This is a genomic window from Bacteroides sp. HF-4919 (assembly GCF_018860125.1).
Genome location: NZ_JAHKNF010000008.1, coordinates 1 through 21,086, shown reverse-complemented (window position 1 = coordinate 21,086; position 21,086 = coordinate 1). Strand labels below are relative to the sequence as shown.

The 21,086-nt window shown below is 45.6% G+C and carries 15 protein-coding genes and 1 tRNA gene; 4 read left to right on the top strand and 12 right to left on the bottom strand.

Annotated elements, in window-relative coordinates; translation table 11 throughout:
- The first annotated feature begins 22 nt into the window (after positions 1 to 22).
- From KO473_RS14380 to KO473_RS14370, 3 genes are read left to right on the top strand one after another with little or no spacing between them, the layout of a single operon-like run.
- Entirely contained in the window at positions 23 to 910 is an 888-nt protein-coding gene (locus tag KO473_RS14380; protein WP_005780422.1) for an ABC transporter ATP-binding protein, read from the top strand.
- Positions 911 to 932: 22 nt separating this feature from the next.
- Positions 933 to 1,604, top strand: a complete 672-nt coding sequence (locus tag KO473_RS14375; RefSeq protein WP_005807545.1) for a hypothetical protein — start codon at positions 933 to 935, stop codon at positions 1,602 to 1,604.
- A 32-nt stretch (positions 1,605 to 1,636) separates the two neighbouring features.
- On the top strand, positions 1,637 to 2,665 hold the full coding sequence (locus KO473_RS14370; protein WP_005780419.1) for a DUF4857 domain-containing protein: 1,029 nt from the start codon (positions 1,637 to 1,639) through the stop codon (positions 2,663 to 2,665).
- 232 nt (positions 2,666 to 2,897) lie between these two features.
- On the opposite strand, the gene KO473_RS14365 is transcribed toward KO473_RS14370, so the two are convergent.
- From KO473_RS14365 to rho, 10 genes are all read right to left on the bottom strand, one after another.
- Positions 2,898 to 2,973: transfer RNA gene (locus KO473_RS14365), tRNA-His, on the bottom strand.
- A gap of 78 nt (positions 2,974 to 3,051) precedes the next feature.
- Complete coding sequence (locus KO473_RS14360) at positions 3,052 to 4,170, bottom strand: CapA family protein (protein ID WP_005780417.1); 1,119 nt, start codon at positions 4,168 to 4,170, stop codon at positions 3,052 to 3,054.
- Between the two features lie 12 nt (positions 4,171 to 4,182).
- The gene (locus KO473_RS14355) at positions 4,183 to 5,814 is read right to left on the bottom strand and encodes a TlpA disulfide reductase family protein (protein WP_032541720.1); all 1,632 of its coding nucleotides are present in this window, start codon (positions 5,812 to 5,814) and stop codon (positions 4,183 to 4,185) included.
- 67 nt (positions 5,815 to 5,881) lie between these two features.
- Positions 5,882 to 6,763, bottom strand: coding sequence for a bifunctional methylenetetrahydrofolate dehydrogenase/methenyltetrahydrofolate cyclohydrolase FolD (gene folD, locus KO473_RS14350; RefSeq protein ID WP_005780414.1), 882 nt, complete (start codon positions 6,761 to 6,763; stop codon positions 5,882 to 5,884).
- 19 nt (positions 6,764 to 6,782) lie between these two features.
- On the bottom strand, positions 6,783 to 7,868 hold the full coding sequence (locus tag KO473_RS14345) for a TlpA disulfide reductase family protein (RefSeq protein WP_005821103.1): 1,086 nt from the start codon (positions 7,866 to 7,868) through the stop codon (positions 6,783 to 6,785).
- Positions 7,869 to 8,272: 404 nt separating this feature from the next.
- The gene (gene ffh / locus KO473_RS14340; protein ID WP_005780411.1) at positions 8,273 to 9,592 is read right to left on the bottom strand and encodes a signal recognition particle protein; all 1,320 of its coding nucleotides are present in this window, start codon (positions 9,590 to 9,592) and stop codon (positions 8,273 to 8,275) included.
- A gap of 151 nt (positions 9,593 to 9,743) precedes the next feature.
- Complete coding sequence (locus KO473_RS14335; protein ID WP_005780409.1) at positions 9,744 to 11,066, bottom strand: MATE family efflux transporter; 1,323 nt, start codon at positions 11,064 to 11,066, stop codon at positions 9,744 to 9,746.
- A 74-nt stretch (positions 11,067 to 11,140) separates the two neighbouring features.
- A complete protein-coding gene (locus tag KO473_RS14330; protein ID WP_122130167.1) occupies positions 11,141 to 13,093 on the bottom strand; it encodes a HAMP domain-containing sensor histidine kinase in 1,953 nt (650 codons plus the stop codon).
- A complete protein-coding gene (locus tag KO473_RS14325) occupies positions 13,090 to 14,853 on the bottom strand; it encodes an ATP-binding protein (RefSeq protein WP_005821098.1) in 1,764 nt (587 codons plus the stop codon). Before KO473_RS14325 ends, KO473_RS14330 begins: the two co-directional genes overlap by 4 nt.
- A 212-nt stretch (positions 14,854 to 15,065) precedes the next feature.
- Positions 15,066 to 17,135 (bottom strand): transcription termination factor Rho, encoded by a 2,070-nt coding sequence (rho, locus tag KO473_RS14320; RefSeq protein WP_005821097.1) that lies wholly within the window; start codon positions 17,133 to 17,135, stop codon positions 15,066 to 15,068.
- Positions 17,136 to 17,411: 276 nt separating this feature from the next.
- Between rho and KO473_RS14315 the strand changes: the two genes are divergently transcribed.
- Positions 17,412 to 18,248, top strand: a complete 837-nt coding sequence (locus tag KO473_RS14315) for a 4Fe-4S binding protein (RefSeq protein WP_005821094.1) — start codon at positions 17,412 to 17,414, stop codon at positions 18,246 to 18,248.
- A 343-nt stretch (positions 18,249 to 18,591) separates the two neighbouring features.
- Here KO473_RS14315 and KO473_RS14310 read toward each other — a convergent pair whose 3' ends face one another.
- Positions 18,592 to 19,464 (bottom strand): DUF4373 domain-containing protein, encoded by an 873-nt coding sequence (locus KO473_RS14310; protein WP_005821092.1) that lies wholly within the window; start codon positions 19,462 to 19,464, stop codon positions 18,592 to 18,594.
- 141 nt (positions 19,465 to 19,605) lie between these two features.
- A complete protein-coding gene (locus KO473_RS14305) occupies positions 19,606 to 19,953 on the bottom strand; it encodes an SH3 beta-barrel fold-containing protein (protein WP_005780395.1) in 348 nt (115 codons plus the stop codon).
- Positions 19,954 to 21,086 lie beyond the last annotated feature (1,133 nt).

The window sequence follows — 21,086 nt, the reverse complement described above, 5'->3', positions numbered from 1 at the left end:
AACGAAAAATGATTTATAAAGCATGAGTGCAATTATAGAATGTAAGAACCTGACTCATTATTACGGTCAACGTAAAATTTATGAGAACTTGAGTTTTGAAGTACCTCAAGGGCGTATCTTGGGATTGTTGGGTAAAAATGGCACAGGGAAAACGACAACCATTAATATATTGAGCGGTTATCTTCAGCCACGTTCGGGCGAATGTCGCATCTTTGGTGAGAACATTCAGACCATGGACCCTGCTTTACGCAGGAATATCGGCTTATTGCTGGAAGGTCATGTTCAATATCAGTTTATGAATATCACACAGATAGAAAAGTTTTATGCTTCTTTTTATCCGGGACAATGGAAAAAGGAGGCTTATTATGACTTGATGAATAAACTGAAGGTAGCTCCGGGGCAACGTATCTCAAGAATGTCGAACGGACAGCGTTCGCAAGTGGCATTGGGACTGATCCTGGCACAAAATCCGGAGTTGTTGATTCTGGATGATTTCTCTTTAGGACTTGATCCGGGTTATCGCCGCCTTTTTGTGGATTATTTGCGTGACTATGCCCGTTCCGAGAACAAGACTGTTTTCCTGACTTCCCATATTATTCAGGATATGGAGCGGTTGATTGATGATTGTATTATTATGGATTATGGCTCTATCCTTATTCAACAACCTATTGAAACGTTGATGAAAGAGCTGAGAAGATATACTTGTGCTGTGCCCGAGGGTTATCAGCCTCAGTTGCCGGAAACTTGCTATCATCCGGCTGTCATCCGTCAGACCTTGGAGACGTATTCTTTTTTGCCTCCCATGGATGTGGAGAAACTATTGAAGGAAAGTCAAGTTCCCTTTACTGGTTTGCAGCACGAAAATGTAAGTCTGGAAGATGCCTTTATCGGTCTTACCGGAAAGTATTAATATGTAAATAAATAGAAGAAATATGATACAAGCCATATTTTATAAAGAGTGGATAAAAACGCGTTGGTATTTGTTGCTGGCAACTCTTTTTATGATAGGAATCACAGGATATTCCATGCTTCGTATTGGCCGCACCATTGCCATACAGGGAATCGATCATTTATGGGTGGTAATGGTTCAGAAGGATGCTATATTTATTGATTTGTTGCAATTTGTCCCTTTACTTATCGGTATCTTGCTTGCTGCCGTACAGTTTTTTCCCGAGATGCAACGTAAGTGTTTGAAACTTACTTTGCATTTGCCTTATTCACAGAAGAAGATGGTCATGTCGATGTTAGCTTATGGTGTACTTGCACTGGTTACCTGTTTTGCTATGAGTTTTATTATTATGGGAGTTTATCTGCCACAACATTTTACAAGTGAGTTGGTGCAGCGTATCTTATTATCTGCAGCTCCATGGTTCCTTGCCGGATTTGCCGGTTATCTGCTTGTTTCATGGATTTGCCTGGAGCCCACATGGAAACGCAGGGTTTTGAATCTGATTATTGCGGCATTGATTTTCCGTGTCTACTTTCTGGCTCCGGGAGCGGAGGCTTATAACAGTTTCTTGCCCTGGCTGACACTTTATACGCTGCTTATCGCTTCTCTTTCGTGGATTTCTGTGGTACGGTTCAAGGCCGGTAAGCAAGACTAACTGAATGTTTATTACTAAAAAATCAAACAAACATGATTCGATTCAGCAAAATATTTTTTTATGTTACTGTGGCTGTCCTGCTTGTATGGCAGTTGCCTTGGTGCTATGCTTTTCTCACATTGAAGCCTGTCAAAGCTCCTTTTACTATGTATAGTTCCGTACTTGGTGATTTTGTTATTACACAACTGGATGAGAATAAGCAACTTTACCGCTATGATACAAAAGGCAATACATATACACAGCAGCAGGTGGACAGTTTATTGCCTTCTCTCTATGTACGCCAGCTTACGGCGGACGAACGTTTCCCTGATACCATTTGTGGCAAGGCGGTTAGTCCGAAAGATATTCAATTGACAAACTTTACTTTCAAGAGTGTGCCGTCAGCCATCAATGCTCCCCAGACAGGACTTTATTTCCTGATGGAGTCCATGTCCAAACGGGTGGATTTAAAAATGCCCGAAGATGCATTCCGTTTTACCGATAAAGGTATGGAATTTATTCGTATGGAGACGAATCGTATAGATGAGGCGAAGAGCAAATTGTTTACGGATATGCTGGTTCAGAAAGGGTTTGCTTTTCCCGCAAGCTATGCTTCGGGCAATCCGACTACCCGTAAAGACTATGATGAGGGATATCTGGTTTTAGATGCCAACCATAAACTGTTCCATCTGAAGTGCACCAAGGGACGTCCGTATGTGAAAGCTATTCAGTTGCCTGAAGGAGTCTTGCCGGAATATGTGTTTATTACTGAGTTCCGTAGTCGCCGGACTTTGGGGTATATGGTTGATAGCAAGCATCATTTTTATGTTATCAATAGTGATGGAAGTTTGGTGAAATCAGCTCTCCCCGGTTTCGATCCGGCAAAAGATGAGTTGACCATCTTTGGAAATATGTTTGATTGGACTGTAAAGTTATCGACAGATAAAGATGATTATTACTATGCCCTGGATGCTACAGATTATTCACTGATTAAAGAACATGCCTATAAAGATATGCGTCGTTCTGTTCCGGGATTGTCCTTTACATCTCCTGATGATAAGTTTGTCATGCCGCGTTTTTAAATGCGGCATGATAAAATATATTTCATTTTAATGACTATATGAGGGTGTGTCATAACTCACCACAGAGGACACAGAGTAACACAGAGGTGTTTTTAAGTTACTGATTATTAGTAAAAAAAACTCTGTGATACTCTGTGGTGAAAAGAGTTTCGACACAGCCTCATAATTTTCTGGAAAGCCTGATATATAACAAAGAAGAGGAAATTCATTATTGAATTTCCTCTTCTTTGTTGGGTGGAAGACCGGACTCGAACCGGCGACATTCAGAACCACAATCTGACGCTCTAACCAACTGAACTACATCCACCATGTTAGCATCTCTCTCAAATGCGATGCAAAGGTAGCGATTCTTTTTAAATCTGCAAACATTTCGCGAACTTTTTTCTTCAAAAAATGTATTCATTAATTCCGCGGTTATGCTTGCGGAAGAGTTCACGCGTGTCATTAATAAAGATTTTCAGGCGGTTACGTTCTTCTGCCGATAAAGAGTCTGTCGGAATACTTGCGGGATATAAAACGTAATTTTTCTTTTTGGAGAGTATGGGGCGTGCCGTCCATACCAGACCATATCCGCAATTACTGACAGATATGCCCGTGCTGTCTTTCATTAATTCGAGTTTAAAGAGCAGTCCGCCGTCTGTTTTACGGGCAGACATGTTCGAAATAAAATTGCCTAAAGAGTAGAGGACTACATTCTGCCGACCGGTGAGAGTATCGGTCCGCAGCTCCATGGGTTGCACTACATGGGGGTGGGAGCCGATCACATGGGTGACTCCTTGACTAAGTAGCCAGTCGGCCAGGGAGGTCTGCTCCTTATTGGGCAGTGACTGATATTCGATCCCCCAGTGCATGCAGGCAATCAATACATCCGGATGCAGAGCCTTAGCAGCTTCAATGTCCCGTGTCATGACAGCCTTGTCGATGTAGTTGACTATGTTTGGGTGAGAAACTTTAATGCCGTTGGTGCCGTATGTATAGTTGAGCAGGGCAATCCGAAAGCCGTTCTGTTCCAACAATAGTGGATAGCGTGAAGCGCGGGCCGTACTGTCAGTGTAAGTTCCGGCATAAGGAATTTGTAGCGAATCCAGCATCAGGATGGTTCGTTCCAGCCCTTTTTTGCCTCGGTCGAGACAATGATTATTGGCGGTTATCAATACATCGAAGCCGGCGTCTTTTATGGCGGACAGATATTCGTCGGGAGCACTGAAAGCGGGATAACCCCGGTAAGGTTTTCCTCCGAGGGTTACCTCCAGATTGCCGATGGCAATGTCTGCTTTACTGATTTCTTCTTTTACCAGTTTAAAGTAGTCCGTGTAGTCGTATCCCTTGGTGGTCCGGGCTGCATCTATCTGTGCCTGATGCTGCATTAAGTCGCCTGCAAAGAGGAGTGTAATCTTCTGCGCAGATATCGTATCGGGCGCCGGGACAGGGACGGGCTGTTCTTGTGCATTGCTGCTGCAAGATACAGAGCAGAAAAACAGGGAAAGAAGAATCAGATGTTTCATAAGCAACAGGTATTAAAGTTCTTTCTGAAGAATGTGTTCCACCTCCTCGGCTGTAGGGTTCACGGCAAGAATGATTCCTTGGGCGTTCACCAGGAAAGTTCCTCCGGCAGCATTCGGTATCCGGTATTTTGACCAGATCTGTTGAACATCATTCAGTTCGATAAGGTTCAGCCAGGGGTAACCGTCTTTCCGTATGGCTTCTCTCATACGGATATCGCTGTTCTGCTCGCGCGCTACGCCGATGACGGTGAATCCACGGTCTTTGTATTTTTCGTAGATGGGAATCAATTGCTTGGAGGCCGTACGGCACGGACCACACCAGGAGGCCCATAGGTCGATCAGAGCCACTTTGCCCCGGATCTGTTCGGACAACTGAACCATGTTGCCGTTCAGGTCGGGAGCGGAGAAGTCGATGAAACGGTTTCCCGCTTTGGGCTGGTTATTGTCGACAAACATTTGCATTTCCCGGGTATAAGGATGTTCGGGATAGCGGGAGGCGTACACTTTTTGAAATGCTTCCAGATAGGGGGTGACGTCTTCGCCTTTCCGTGCGTTCTCCACCTTTATTTTCAAGATGAATAGTCCTAACAGCGAAGGGTGTTGCGAGGCTTGTTCCGTTTCCCAAAGAGTCTTTTTCCGGAAGAGTTGTTCCCTTTCCTTCATCAGTGCTTTTGCTTCTTCTGTGAATGCTTCGCCACTTTCTTCCAGGCGGTCCCTTTCTCTGAAGAACTTGTTCTTTTCTTCGGGATTGTCTTTCACCTGATCGAACTTTTTCCAGAGTGCTTGCATGGCTTCGCTTTCAAAACGTCCGTATTTCTCGAGCGTATCTCTTCGTGCGTTGAGTTCATCGAAACTGAACTTATCCTTCCCTTCCGCTTCAAATTGCCGGAGGGCCGTGGTCAGTGGGTTGAGGGTCTCTATGCGATAGGGTGGGTGTGCGTCTATGGGAGATATGGTGAAAGATACCGTTCCATTCTCTGCGAAGAAAGTGACCGGATACCAACAGCCGTTCAGCAGGTCGTCCCAGCAGATAAGTTCGTAAGCCTTTTCGTGGTCGGTATAGAAGTCGTACTCAAAGATGCCGTTGCGTACCGGTATCGAAATCCACGGGGTACCGTTCGTATTCTTGTTGCTTTCTATGAGTATCAGGCGGCTGGTTTGTGGGCGGTCTGCCATTTTTCCGGTCAGGTGGCAGTGTACTTTCTTTTGGGGGGCAGATGCGTCAAGGCAAATCCCCTCGATCCGGAAGTCCTCTTCATTGTTGCTTTCTGCAAAGTCTATCGTCCGGTCCTGCGGGTCGATAGGGGCAAATTGCAGGATAAACGTCACATTGCCCGAAGCCGGCATGTATACTTGCTTGTCCAGCTCGAAACCTTGCGATCGGACGACAGGGTAATTCTTTCCGCTTTGCACTCCGTGTAGAGAGAGCCCCGAAGCCAGCCGTATCCAATAGTTAGGGCGCGAGTAAGCATCCATATACAGAATGGTAGCTGTGTCATTACGGACGATCCGGCTGATTTCAAGTGCGTCGGTATTTCTTTTTTGATATGAAGGATAGTCGATAGAGAAATTTTGTGCGGTAGCCCATGGGGTACATGCGAAGAGAAGGACGCACAAGCCTGTGGTTTTAAATATCGTATTCATGATACTAAGGTATTGAAAAGCAAATTCTCCGTTTCCCCTTCTATGAAGAGGGAAACGGAGGAGTGGGTTATTGATAGATCGCCTTCTTACCTGCCAGCAATGTATTTTTCATCAGTGACACGATGGTCATCGGGCCGACTCCTCCCGGAACGGGAGTGATGAACGAACACTTCGGGGATACTTCGTCAAACTTCACATCTCCTGTGAGCTTGAACCCGGACTTCTTGCTGGCATCGGGCACCCGGGTGGTACCTACGTCAATGACCACGGCACCTTCTTTCACCATTTCCGCCTTTACGAAATTGGGTTGTCCCAATGCAGCGATAATGATATCGGCTTCCCGGCACTCTTTCACCAGATCTTTTGAGCGGCTGTGACATACGGTCACCGTAGCGTCTCCCGGATAAGCCTTCTGCATCATCAGTGCAGCCATCGGTTTGCCAACAATATTGCTGCGTCCCAATACGACGCACTTTTTCCCGGATGTCTCTATCCGGTAGCGTTTCAGCAGTTCGAGGATTCCATTCGGAGTGGCCGATACATAGCAAGGCAGTCCGATAGACATGCGTCCTACATTGATCGGGTGAAATCCGTCCACATCTTTGCGGTAATCGATGGTCTCAATCACTTTTTGTTCGGAGATGTGTTTGGGCAACGGAAGTTGTACGATAAATCCGTCTACATCATCATCTTCATTCAGTTCGCGTACTTTGGCAAGCAGCTCGTCCTCTGTCACATCACTTTCGTAACGGATCAGTGACGACTTGAATCCGCACACTTCGCAAGCTTTTACTTTGGCGGCTACATATGTCTCGCTGCCTCCGTCGTGTCCTACGAGGATGGCTGCCAGGTGAGGGCGTTTGCCTCCATGAGCCACTATTTCTGCCACTTCGGCTGCAATCTCCTGCTTTACTTGTTCGGAGATGGCTTTTCCATCAATCAGTGTCATTTCTTATTCGTTTATTGAGTTATTTATTGTTTAGTACTTCGGCTACTTTATTTTTCATTCCTTCTCCTCTGAGGTCACGTGCGATGATGGTTCCGTCAGGTCCGAAGAGGAGGATGAAAGGGATACCTTTTACACCGTACAGATCCATGGGCGTCATACCGGTGTCGATAATTTGCGGCCAGTCGATATTGAGTTCCTTGATCGCTTTTTTGGTATTTTCCGGTTTGTCCCAGACTGCTACTCCCAGAACAGTCAGTCCTTTGTCTTTGTATGTGTTGTAGAGTTCGGCTATATGAGGCGATTCGGAACGGCAGGGGCCACACCAGCTTGCCCAGAAATCTACCAAAGTGTATTGACCTTTGCCCACAAAATCGGATAAAGAGCTTGCGGCGCCGTCTATGGTCTTACCGCTGAAGTCGGTAAACTTTTGTCCTACTGCCGTCGCTTTCATGCCTTGAAACTGCTTTTCGATGCGGTGATATACGCTCAGTGACTTCAACCAGGGGCCGGAAGCCGCAAATATGGTGTCCATCTCTTCGGGCAAAGCGCACATGGCAAGCTCTCTGATGGCAAACTCTCCGAGTGCATTGTCCGGGTTCTTCATAAACATGTCTTTGTATAGTCGGGTATAAGTCGGATGCCAGTAAGTATCGGCGTATTCTTTTTTAAGCCGGAGTTGTTCCGATTTGTCTTCTGTTTGCTGTTCGATGGCCGCATGTCTTTTTCTCAACTCTGTGACCAGCTCGGATGTCTTATCAGATATGTGGGTATACTCCTCATTCATTGGCGTTCCCTTCGGGTCATTGTGAGTCAGTACATTGACCTGGATGTTGCCCCCTTCGAGGATGAAGTTGGCATACTCTCTCCCCGCATCGATGCGGCAAAAACAGGGGATGTCCGCTTTTCCCGTGAATTTAAATTGCCCGTTGGTCACTTGCGTGCTATCCACTTTCATTCCGTCGTCATAACGGCTGATATAGAGTGTCTGTCCGTTCAGGGTAGAATCGTTTATCAAACCTTCTACCGTATAGGAGTGCCCATTGTGTTGTGCGTTGGCTATCCCGGCTACGGAAGCAAGCGCCAGAGTGAAGAGAATGTGTTTCATTGATTCAATGTTTTTATGGTATCGGACAAAAGTAATATCATTTACCATCTCCTGTTTTTTGTCAAGAGTAGCTTTATAGATTATTAACAGGAGGAGGGGAGGGGTCGAAAGCAGGGAGGTGCTTTTCGGGATAGAGCCTCGGTCCGATACAAGTAGAGCCGGGGTTTTGCTGAAATGCAGTAAGCATTTGGAGGAAATGCAACTGGCATTCGGGAGTATGGCAACCGTCTTCGGAGGCTTAAGCTGCGGGCTGTAGGTTCTCCTTTCGGTTAGGTGCATAAAAAAAGGAGGAACCACGGTTTCCTCCTTTTATTGCATTCTGATTGGATCTATTGAATGATTACATTGACAAAGATACATCATCCCAAAGCCAAAGTCAAGCTTTCGGGACGAAAAGTGCAGTTTTATTTCATCTTCGGCATCATCTTGCCCATTTTGCTGCTGGTTACCATCTTCATCATTTTGCGGGTCTGGTCGAATTGCTTCAGCAAGCGGTTCACTTCCTGGATAGTCGTACCGCTACCTTTGGCGATACGTGTACGGCGCGAGCCATTCAGGATAGCCGGATTGCTGCGCTCTTCCGGAGTCATGGAGTAGATGATGGCTTCAATGCTCTTGAAAGCATTGTCATCAATGTCGATGTCTTTGATAGCCTTGCCTACACCCGGAATCATCGATGCAAGCTCTTTCAGGTTACCCATCTTTTTGATCTGGCCAATCTGGCTGAGGAAGTCGTTGAAGTCGAACTGGTTCTTGGCAATCTTTTTCTGAAGGCGTTTGGCTTCTTCTTCATCATATTGTTCCTGCGCACGTTCCACCAGAGAAACAATATCACCCATACCTAAGATGCGGTCGGCCATACGGGCGGGGTGGAATTGGTCGATGGCATCGAGTTTCTCGCCTGTACCTACAAATTTGATAGGCTTGTTCACAACCGAACGGATAGAGAGGGCGGCACCACCACGGGTGTCACCGTCGAGCTTCGTCAGCACTACACCGTCGAAGTCGAGACGCTCATTAAACTCCTTGGCAGTGTTTACGGCATCCTGACCGGTCATGGAGTCTACCACGAACAAAATTTCGTTCGGTTGGATGGCTTCCTTGATAGCTGCGATTTCATTCATCATCTGCTCGTCGACTGCCAGACGTCCGGCCGTATCGACAATTACCAGATCGTAACCTTTGGCACGTGCCTCCTTGATGGCGTTTTGAGCTATGGCAACGGGATCTTTGCTGTCGATTTCCGAGTACATCGGTACATCGATTTGTTCGGCTAATACACGAAGCTGTTCGATAGCGGCAGGACGGTAAACGTCACAGGCAACGAGCAACGGGCGCTTGTTCTTCTTGGTTTTCAGCATACGTGCCAGCTTGCCTGAGAAAGTAGTCTTACCCGAACCTTGCAGACCGGACATCAGGATGACTGCCGGTTGGCCTTTGGTATCTATCTCGACAGTCTCTCCACCCATCAGTTGAGTCAGCTCGTCGTGAACGATCTTCACCATCAATTGGCTTGGTTTTACGGCTGTGAGCACGTTTTGTCCCAATGCTTTTTCCTTCACCGTATCCGTGAAGCCTTTGGCTACTTTATAGTTAACGTCGGCATCGAGCAGTGCCTTGCGCACGTCTTTCAGGGTTTCTGCTACGTTGATTTCGGTGATTTTGCCTTCACCTTTCAGAATCTTAAACGACCTTTCGAGTCTTTCGCTTAAATTGTCGAACATATCTTTGAATTATGAATTACTAATGATGTGTAAAATCCACCACGGATTACACGGATTAACACGGATTTTGTATTTGAAATAGAGAGTATCTGTGCTAATCTGTGTAATCTGTGGTGAAATCAGCCGCAAATGTACAAAAATCTCTTGTACTTTATATCTTTTTGTTCTGCCATTTTGCTTTTTTGAAGTAAATATAGCTTGTGGCGAGCAACAGTGTATAGTACAGTATCTCAATTGTAAAGCACCATTCGATGGGAGCTTTTACCCACATTCCGATGAAAATGATATACGATCCGTAGATTGCGATGGTGATGGCTTCGAGCATCAGTGCCGCCTGAGTGTTGCCTGTGCCCGATATGCCGTTGAATACCACATTGGCTACCGAAGCAATCAGCATGGCCGCGCAGATAACGTATACCGATGGTACGGATTCGCTGATCAGCGCTGCCTCGTTGGTGTATACCGAAAGCAATGCCTGTGGGAAAAGGGCGGTTACGATGACCAGTCCCAGCATGATCAGGAAAGAGAAACGCCCGATTTTGTTTATCAGGGGCATCACGTGTTCGATGCCTCCCGCGCCGATGGCGTTGCTCACCAGGCTGTTGGTGGTGGTTGCCAGTGCATTTACCGGAATCAACATGACGATGTAGATACTTCGTACGATGTTGGCAATGGCGAGTTCACGCTGTCCCAACCTTTCCACAGCCACGAAGAAAATGAACCAGGTGGCCATTGACAGAAAATACTGCAACATGGTGAAGCACGATATGCTGAGGATGCGCATCAGCAAAGCCGGGTCGAACGAGCGTAAACGGTTGAGACCGTATCTTTTCAGGTCGACGGTGATATACGTATAAATCAGAAAGAACAGCAGCGAAGCCGCTTCGGCTATTACCGAGGCGATGGCGGCTCCTTTGATGCCCATCTCCGGCAATCCGAAGTGTCCGAATATCAGGGCATAGTCCAGTACCACATTGGTCAGAGCCATTACTACCGCATTGATGGTAAGTACCTTGGTGCGGGTGATTCCGATATAGAGTGCCCGGAACATGACGTTGACAAACGAGAAGAAAAAGCCGAAAATGCGCCAGTCGAGAAATTCCATCGTGGCGTCATAAATGCTTTCGGAAGATACCAGCAGGCGCATAATGTTGCCACCGAATGCTTTGGTAAAGCCGAAAAGCAGAAGAGCCATGGCAAGCAGGAACAAGACTCCCTGGATCATGACAGGCCCCACGTCGGTATAACGCGCTTCACCGTTGCGGCGGGCAATGACGATCTGTGAACCGGTGCTGAATCCGAAGGCAATGGTGAAAATACAAATATAGAAAAGCCCGCCCATGGCAGAGGCACCAAGAGCTATCTCACTGACGCGTCCCAGAAAGGCGGTGTCGGTGACATTTATGACATTTTGCGCAAGCAAGCTCAGGAGAATCGGGTAACTGACACTCCAGATCTGTTTGTTGGTATACATAAATAAGGATTTTAGTTTGCAGGCCGCAAAGATACAACTTTCTGCAGAAGTTGACGAGCCACCGGGAAAAGAAGTCAATTTTTTCCCAACGGATAGGTGAAGAGGATGGTCGGTTTTTCGCCTGCGTTTGCCTGTACTTTATAGCTTCCTCCGAAATACTCCAGCAACAACCGGTTAATTTCGTGGCGGATGTATACCTCCTGTGAGGTAAATCTTTCGTCGGCCAACGGGGAGTTAATGATGCGGAAACGGATCATGTTCTTTTCTGTGTCATGGGTCACTTTGAAGTCGATCTCCCGTTTTTCTTTACACTTCTGCGGATAAGTCAAAGTACTCAGCAGCGCTTGGCCGAAACGGGCCGTATCGATACGGATGTCCAGGCCGGGGGCTGTTTCGTTTCCGAGCCGGATACAGATGTTCTCTTCGTTGCGCATACGCGCCATGTAGAGAGCTTCGTTACAGAGTTCGGTTAGTCCGTATTCCTGAATATTGAACTTCATCATGCCTGCTTCAAGCCGCGATAAATCGAGTACATCATTGACCAGGCGCATCAACTCTTCCGAATTTTTCTGGATGATGGAGGAGTATTCTTTCCGGACTTCGTCGGTCATGTTGGATTCGGAAGCTATCAGTTGCGAGAAGCCCACTACGCCGTTCAGCGGGATACGGATGTGGTAACTCATGTTCGACAAAAAGCGGTTCTTCATCTCGTTGGCTTCTTCCGCCATACGGGTTGCCTTCCGTGTCTCTTTTTCCGATAGCTCCAATGCTTTACGAACGTGCGAGATACGAAGCATGAAGACAATCAGGATTGCCAGGACAATGCCGACAATGACCAAAGCCGTCAGTTGGATATCGCTTTTCAACTGTTCTTCTTCCAAAGCTACTTTGTCGATATTGTATTTGGCCTTTATCTGCTGCATCTGTTTATCGAAAATAGTCGTTTCGATGGAGTCTTTCAGGTGGAGTGTCCTGATATACAACGGAAGAGCTTCCGCACTCCGCCCGGCTTCTACCAGAAGATCGGCTTTAGACAGCTGCTGGTGGATATAATTGCTGTTCCGGTCTTCCTGTAATAAAATGATGGTAGAGTCCATCTTCGCAAGTGCTTTGTCATACTCTTTTTGAGTTCGGTAATAAGCTGCATAGGCATCGTAATAGAGCACCCGGTACATGAAGAAAGTATTGGGAGTAAGATATTTCCCGGCTTTTTCCAGGCTTTCGTGTGCCTGTTCCGATTGGCCGGTATTCAGATAATAATAGGTATAGTACACCTCACCGAACAGATAAACATCATAAAATGCCTCTTTGAGCATCGGGTTTGTGGCAGTGTGCTGTTGCAAAGTCTCTTTTAACTTTCCGAGGTATTCGGACAGCTGTTTGTTGTTCTGTTTATCCTTGGCTACCGCAATCAGTTGGCAAAGGATCGAGATCCGTACCACGGCATTGTCCGTTCGCGAAGATAGTTGATAGGCTTCTTCCAATGCTTTCATTCCCTCGTCCCATCGCTCCGTGCCGATATAAGCATTGCCCAGACATTGTTTGGCTCCGATCAGTCCGCGGACACAGTCCACTTTCTTTGCCCTTTCGAACATCTGGTTTGCCTCGTTGATGGCAAGTTCATACTGCTCTTCATAAGTGTAGAGGTCTGTCTGGAAGCGGAGAGCGTCGAAATACAGATCCCAGGTTTTCGACTTCCGGGCATAAGGCTCCATAATGTCCAGCCATTTCTTTACACTGTCCCGGTTGCTTTGGTTATAGTAGTACACTGTGTGCAGATAGGCAGCTATGGTGTTGTATTTATCGTTATTCTGTAGAGTTGCTTCTTCTCTCAGCAGGTTTGAATATGTGATACATTTCGGTGTCAACTGTTCTATTTGTGCCAGTTTCTTGAGCATTTCCAGACGTGTGGAATCATGCGGAAGTGTCTGTGCCACCCGATACAGGCTGTCGGCTTCTGTTTGTCCGTCCGCGTACGCTCCTGAGGCCAGACAGCATGCAATAAGGATCAGTATGAATCGTTTCATCCTTCTGCCTCCTCTTCTTTTGTGGGTCCGATGGGGTGTGTAAACCGGAAGCGTGCACCTCCGGTGTACTCCGGATCAATCCATATCTTTCCTCCGATTTGTTCGATGATAAGCTGGCAAATGGAGAGTCCCAGTCCTGTTCCGTGTGCCCCTTCATTCAGCTTTTCGAAACGGTTGAATATCTGATTCTGTTTTTCGGGGGGGATGCCGCATCCGGTATCCGTTACTGTGAACAGGGCCATGGTCTCTGACTCTTTCTCCAGTGTCAGGGTGATGTTGCCTTCGGTGGTGAATTTGGTGGCATTGATCAGCAGATTGATCAATACCTGTTGCAGACGTGATTCGTCGGTACGCAAAGTCAGTTTGTCCAGTGAAGTGACGAAACTGACTCCGGCCTGAGTTTGCTTCACCTTTTCTACAGTATCGATTACGTTGCGGCATATATTGACTGCGCCACATTCCTTAAAGTTGAAAGTCAACTTACCCGGGTCGAGACTCGACAGATCTATCACGTCATTGATCAGCTTTAACAGCAGCTCGGAATTCTGCTGGATGATGTCGTTGCATTGACGTCGTGTATCATTGTCGATAGACTCTTCGGTCAGGATGGACGAAAATCCGGAAAGGGCATTCAGCGGTGTCCGTATTTCGTGGCTCATATTGGATAGGAACAGGCTTTTGGTATGTATGGCGTTTTCGGCATACTTGCGTGCAATCTCCAACTCTTCTTTGGAATGGAGAAGGCGGTTGGCTTCCTGCCGGATGCGGACGATCAGCAGCAAAATAAGCACTAATATGAAAATGGAAGCTATGATAACCCACAGGGTGATCTGGTTGCGTTGTATCTGGTTCCGGATTTCCATCTGGTCTATCTGGTACATGCCTCTCAGGTCATTGATTTGCCGGGCATAACTCAAAGCGTTCAGCGAGTCTTTTTGTTCGTTGGCCTTTTGGTAAATCAGGCAGGCTTCTTCTGTCCTTCCCATCTTAGTCAGTAGCTGCGCACACTCCAATTGCAATCCGATGTGTTTGTTGGGAGCGGGTGCTTTAGGGGTATTTATCAGGCGTTCATATTGTTGCAAGGCGAGTCCATACTCACCGATAGCCTGGTAGTATTGCCCCAATATGTAGTTAAAGATACTGCGGAGATAGAGGAATTTCAATTGGTCACTGATTTTCCTTGCTTCGTCCAAACTGGCTTTTCCTTTCTCCGGATTGCCTGCTTCAATGTCATAGTAAGCTTTACATGCACATAAAAAAAAGTGGAATGTAGGAGTTGGAACGGCGGTATGCAGGTTCTCGAATCTTTTTAGATAGGTACGTGCTTCGTCCATGTGTGATGTCTGGATCAGGGTCAGAATGAATTTCGGAAGTATTTCCTGTTCGAGGATTTCGCTGCCCGGTATCTTGTCCAGCAATTCCAGGGCTTCCTTATAGGATTCGATGGCAGGTTCCTGCATGTTGGCGTTGAGGTAAGCATCCCCGATGGCGCGGCTGGAAAGGGCAATGCCGATGGGGTAATTCAGTTCTTTGGCTTCCTTGTACATCTGGCGGGCATGGTCGATGGCCATGTTCATGTCTCCGCGTGTGGCATAGGCAGTCGCAATAAGCTGTTTCAACTGGAAGAGGGTTTTGTACTCTTTCTGTTTTTTCAGGATAGGAGCCAGTTCATGACCCCATTGGATGATACTGTCGTTGGGAGCTTCTTTACTATAATTGAGGCTGTTGTCAATCAGGTTTTGGAGTGCTGACACGTGCATTGTTGCTTTATTGGCAGCATGTGTAGTGACAGAGTATAGGGTTACTACTGCTATAAACGTTATATTAATAAACTTTCCCACAGTAATTGTTGTACTTCCGGTGTTTGTTTTATGCTTGTTTATGATGCATGTAGTGCAAAGCTAAATAAAAAGAGTGAGAATCAAACAGAATCTCACTCTTTTTTTTATGTTTTGTTCACAAAAGGACTTTTTTAACTGTTCATGCTCATCAGGAACTCGTCGTTGTCTTTGGTTTTTTCCAGTCGGTCTTTTACAAAGTCCATTGCTTCGATCGGGTTCATATCCGACAGGTACTTGCGCAGGATCCACATGCGGTCCAGTGTCTGTTTGTCGAGCAGCAGATCGTCGCGGCGTGTGCTCGATGCCACAATGTTGACAGCCGGGAAGATACGCTTGTTGCTCAGGTTGCGGTCGAGCTGCAACTCCATGTTACCTGTACCCTTGAACTCTTCGAAGATCACTTCGTCCATCTTAGAACCGGTGTCGATCAGGGCGGTAGCGATGATTGTGAGCGAACCTCCGTTTTCGATGTTACGGGCTGCTCCGAAGAAACGTTTCGGTTTGTGAAGTGCGTTTGCATCCACACCACCCGAAAGTACCTTGCCCGATGCCGGAGATACAGTGTTGTATGCACGTGCCAGACGTGTAATAGAGTCGAGGAAGATAACTACGTCGTGTCCGCACTCTACCAGTCTTTTGGCCTTCTCAAGAACGATGCCGGCTATTTTTACGTGGCGTTCGGCGGGTTCGTCGAATGTAGAAGCAATCACTTCGGCATTGACGCTGCGGGCCATGTCGGTAACTTCTTCCGGGCGCTCGTCAATCAGCAGCATAATCATATATACTTCCGGATGATTGGCAGCAATGGCATTGGCAATTTCTTTCATCAGGATGGTCTTACCCGTCTTAGGCTGGGCTACGATCAGTGCACGCTGTCCTTTACCAATGGGCGAGAAGAGGTCTACCACACGTGCCGACATGGAGTCGGAATAGCCACCTTTGCAAAGCTTGAACTTTTCGTCCGGGAAAAGCGGAGTAAGGTGGTCGAACGGCACACGGTCACGCACGAAAGCAGCGTCACGTCCGTTGATTTTAGAAACCTTCACCAATGGGAAGTATTTCTCACCCTCTTTGGGCGGACGGATTACACCTTCTACTACATCACCGGTTTTCAGTCCAAATAGTTTGATTTGTGATTGAGATACATAGATATCGTCCGGTGAAGAGAGGTAGTTGTAATCTGATGAACGGAGGAATCCGTAGCCATCCTGCATGATTTCCAATACACCGGTTCCGGTGAGGATATCATCGAATTCGTATGGTTTTTCGCGTTCAATCACACGGCGTTCCTGAACAGGAGCGGGCTCAGTTGCATTTTGTTGCGGCATGGGACGTTGTTGTACAGGAGGACGCTGGTTATTGTTGCGCTGATTGTTATTATTATTGTTGTTATTATTATTGCTGTAGTTGTTGTTGTCGCGTGGGCGAATGACACGGGGACGTTGAGGTTGTGCAGCCGGTTCGGGAGTGGTGGTTACCGGTTCTGTTTTTGTTGATTCGAATTTGCCGAATAATTCAGTAGGCAGTTCTACTTTTTCTGAAGGCAGATCTTCGATGGGGATAAAATCATCATCTGCATCCATATCCGAGAGGATTGAGCTTTCTTCGTCTACAACGGTTGGTTTCGGTTTGAGGATCGGTTTGCTGATAGGGCGTTTTTCCGTTTCCGGTTGAGCAGCCGGCTTTTCTTCCTGTACCGCTGGGGCTGTTACAGGTTTGTCTGCTATAACCTCTGCAGGTTTGGTTTCTGCTTCCACTGCGTTTTTGCGGGGACGTCCCGGTTTCTTTTTCGGAGTGGCATAAGGGGTCACCTTTATCGATTCTGCCGGAGTGGCGCTCGTTTCAGTACTCATCTCTTTAGTTGCTTCCTTAGTCGGTTCTGTTGTCTTAGCTTGTGCTTTGGTTGCAGGTGCGTTGGCATCTGTCTTGGTCAGTTCGCCATTTTTGGTAGAAGAGAAAACCTTGTCGGCGTTTTCCTTCTTTACTGTCACTCGAGAGCGTTTTTTCTTGTCTTCTTTACGTTCCTCTTTAAGTTTGTCAGCTGCTACTTTTTTAGTAGCTCCGGCTATAGCTTGTTCATCAAGGATTTTGTAGACAAGTTCTTCTTTCTTAAGTGAGTCTGTTTTTTTGATACCCAGTTCCTGGGCAATAGTTTGTAGTTCCGACAAATTTTTGTCGTTCAATTGGATAATGTTATACATACAGTATATGTGAGTTATTTAATATTTTAATTTTATTTGTTGAAATACGTACGGCCGAAGCTACGACGCAATGGCCGGAAGCTTAACAAACGCAACAGTTTTTATATGATGAATTTGGGATGTTTTGTTGAATCGGAAATCCGAGTTTCGTCTCCCGTTGGAGGATTATCGGAATGTTTCAACGCCGCAAAGATAATAAATAAATTTGGTTTTTATGATCGTTTACTCTTTTTTTCTTCATAAAAGTGTACCTTTGTTGCACAAAACATAACTATTATGACAGCAAACGAAGTCCATCTGATTTATTTCTCGCCTACCCACACCTCAAAACAAGTTGGAGAGGCAATTGTTCGTGGAACTGGAATAACAAATGTGATAAACACGAATTTAACACAACAGGCAGCTCAGGATTTAGTAATTACCGAATCTGCGTTAGCCATTATTGTCGTACCTGTATATGGAGGGCGTGTGGCTCCTCTGGCCATGGATCGTCTGGCAAGTGTACGCGGGAATAATACTCCGGCAGTTATCGTGGTGGTATATGGTAATCGCGCTTATGAAAAATCGTTGATGGAACTTGATTATTGGGCTATTCAACAGGGATTTAAGGTGATTGCCGGTGCAACCTTCATCGGAGAACATTCATATAGTACAGAGAAATATCCCGTAGCTGCCGGACGTCCTGATGAACGTGATCTTACTTTGGCAGCTGATTTTGGAAAGCAGATCTCGGATAAAATAGCATCTGCTGCCGAGCCGGAGAAGCTGTATGCAGTGGATGTCCGTAAAATCCGGCGTCCGCGCCAGCCTTTCTTTCCGCTGTTCCGTTTTTTGCGAAAGGTGATTGCTTTGCGTAAGAGTGGTGTCCCACTTCCCCGTACTCCTTGGGTAGAAGACGAATCCTTGTGTACTCATTGTGGTGCATGTGCGAAGATGTGTCCCGTGAGTGCCATTATAAAAGGTGACGAGTTGAATACGGATGCCGAACGCTGCATTAAATGCTGTGCCTGTGTAAAGGGGTGTCCTCAGAAAGCAAGAGTATACGATACTCTGTTTGCCGTGCTGCTGTCACAATGCTTTGTTAAGCAGAAAGATCCTTGTACATTGCTTTAAAAAGGTCGGAGCACTGACTTTTAATCTTAATTTCCTCATTTTCCGGTTGGGTGTATCAGTGCTCTTCATTAACATTGTTAACGCCCTCTTCCGGCCATTTTATTCTTAGATGCAAATAACAAGTCTTTTGCACGTAAAACACTTGTTATTTGCATCCAAAGAACAAACTTTAACTCTGTGTTAAAGCAAAGCTTTTACCGACAGGAATCTTGTACATTAAAAGCGCTGTGTTTTAGTTTTTTAAGTACGCTCTTTGCTTCTTTGTTTCACTGAATCCCTTTCAGACCAAAAGTCTGGATACTTGCTTTTTTGTCAACTACAAATCGGAGACTAACACTTCCTGCTATCTTCTTTTCGCCTTGTTTAGCGCCGCTATCAGATACCTTCCTTTTGCCCCTATGTCACTCCAGCAAGTGTTGGCAATCAGCCGCCACACCGTCGTTCCCTTCCTTCCATAGTCCGACAGCCTGAGTATGGAGTTTACTTCCCCGGTGTCGGTAACGCTCAATCTCTTTAGCGTGTCCATCAGTCCCGAGTAATTGTGCGTCATTGTATTGAAGGCGTATCCCGGTATCTGTAGATAAGAAGAATCCTCCTTCCTTTCTTCCTCCTTCCCCTCGGGGGGAGCTGAGGGGGGTAATTCTTTATTTTCCTTTGCTTTACTTTCCTTTACTTTACTTTGTCCGGAATTGCATGCATTTTTTGCGTCAACGGCTACATGATGTACTACATTTTTCGGGTTAACAGGTGTTTTTTCCCCTTTGAACAGCTCCGGTTGCTGAATTTCCTGTGTTATAGAAGGAGTATCGGGTTTTCCGTTTTCCTTTTCCGTTTTTACTATCAGGTAGGGGAGTTCCGACAGTTCTCTCTTCCTTCGCTTCGTTGCCTCCAGCCATACCTTTTGTATGTTTTCTGAAGTCAGTATTCCGTTTTCCAGATAACTGTTTCTGTCCAGTATCCCTTTGATAAAGAGAATTTCGATAATTCCCTGCACCTCCTCGGCCTGCACTTCCCTTCCTGCCTTGTTGGCAAAGATCAGGCACTGCTCCTCATCCCACCGTATGAAGTATCCCTCCTTGTATATTTTGCAAAGGAGCTTCAGTACGATTGCGGGGCCTTTGATTCCGTATTTTGCCTCTATCACTTCCATTGCGTTCTCTTCCATGAAGTTTACGCCCATCGGGAAATAGTTGATCCCGTCGTATGCTATTGCCATTGTATTTTCAAATTAATCGTTTGTACTTTCAATAAAACATTCATCACAAATTACCCCGGATTCCCAAAGACGTTTTCACTTGATTCCTCAAAATAGAAATAATTCATCTGTGAAAATCCGTGTAATTCTGTGGTGCCCACCCTATGCCATCGGCCTCCATTCCATGAAGTTCTCCACCTGGAACGTTGTCCACCGCTGTTCGTCCACATTCCAGTAGACTACTGCGCCTTCTATTTTTGTGGGATCATACTTCTTGTGGAATTCCGCTTCGTAATAGATCAGTGTCGCCTTCACCAGCCTGAAGTCTCCGTTCTGCTTCTGATAAGCAATAACTGCGTGCCCGTATTGCAGGTGGTCTGTTAATGCTTCCAGACGCTCTGCCATCCATTCGGCACATTGTTCGGTATATCCTTTCTCAAAGACAATCCGTTTCTTCCATCTCAGTTTCATGGCTTCACTCTGTGATGCCGGTCTTTTTTTTCGTTTCATACGTATATTTTTTAAGTTGATAAAATGTTATCACCACGAAGATAGGGGACGTTTCATGTAAGGCGGATTATGATAATTCATTGTGCGTATTTTTGTGGATGGCGGGTTTGTGCTGTCTATCCTTTTCCACTTCTTCCCAAATGCTGCTGATATAGACTAATATTGAACTGATGGATAATGGTTTAAATACTCCGTTTTTAATATTTCCGATTAGTCTTTTTTCATTGATGTAGCGTGCGAGTGAAGCCTGACATGTATTGATATTTTGTATATTCGCATCCTCTATGTAGGATTCTATCAACGCTTTGATAAGTTCTTCTTTATGCGAAATTATTCCACGTATCGGTATTCCTTTCTTTCTGCCTCTTGTTTCTTTAACTATTTCTGTAATAGTTGATTGCGTTTTGCTAATAGCGTTTTTTTACACTTTTGTCTACGGCTTGAAATACTACTTTTTGTTTCTTCATTGTGATTTTTATTTTATTAAAAACTAATTTGTGTTAATGTGTTGCAAAGGTAGAAAGGAATCTCTCAGCGGACAAGTAAATGTGAAATTAAAGAAAAAATGAACGTTCTTTCGTGGGTTAAATATTTGATATATAGTTTGATATGGGATGGAAATGTGAGTGTTTGAATAGACGTTCGTTTAATTGAACGCAAAGATAGAGGGTATTTTTAGAACTACAAAATGTTTAATAAAAAAAATAATATTCCTCTTTCACTTATTACATTAATGCACTAATATATAGTTGTTTATGAATTAATAAAAAACTATTTATTATCTGTCTGATTTTGTTTGTCTGATACTTTTGATTTATTTACAAAAAAGGTGTTTCAAAAGACGAACGTCTATTGAAACATTTCTGCTTCATAATACGCTTGTTTACAAAATCTAAGATCAAAAATTCCCTGCTTCTTTGTGAAGATGGTCTTTTTTGCTCTGAATCCCTTTTCAAACCGTCTCTCCTGCGATAGGGGAGTACCTGATGAAATGATATACGCTGCAAGGCAAATAATAGAATTAGCAAACTTGACCGGAAGGTATTTCACTACCCCGGTGTCCCCCAATCATATCCTTTCGTGAACAACAGCATTGATAAATCCTGGTACGCCCTTCGTATCACCTATAGCCG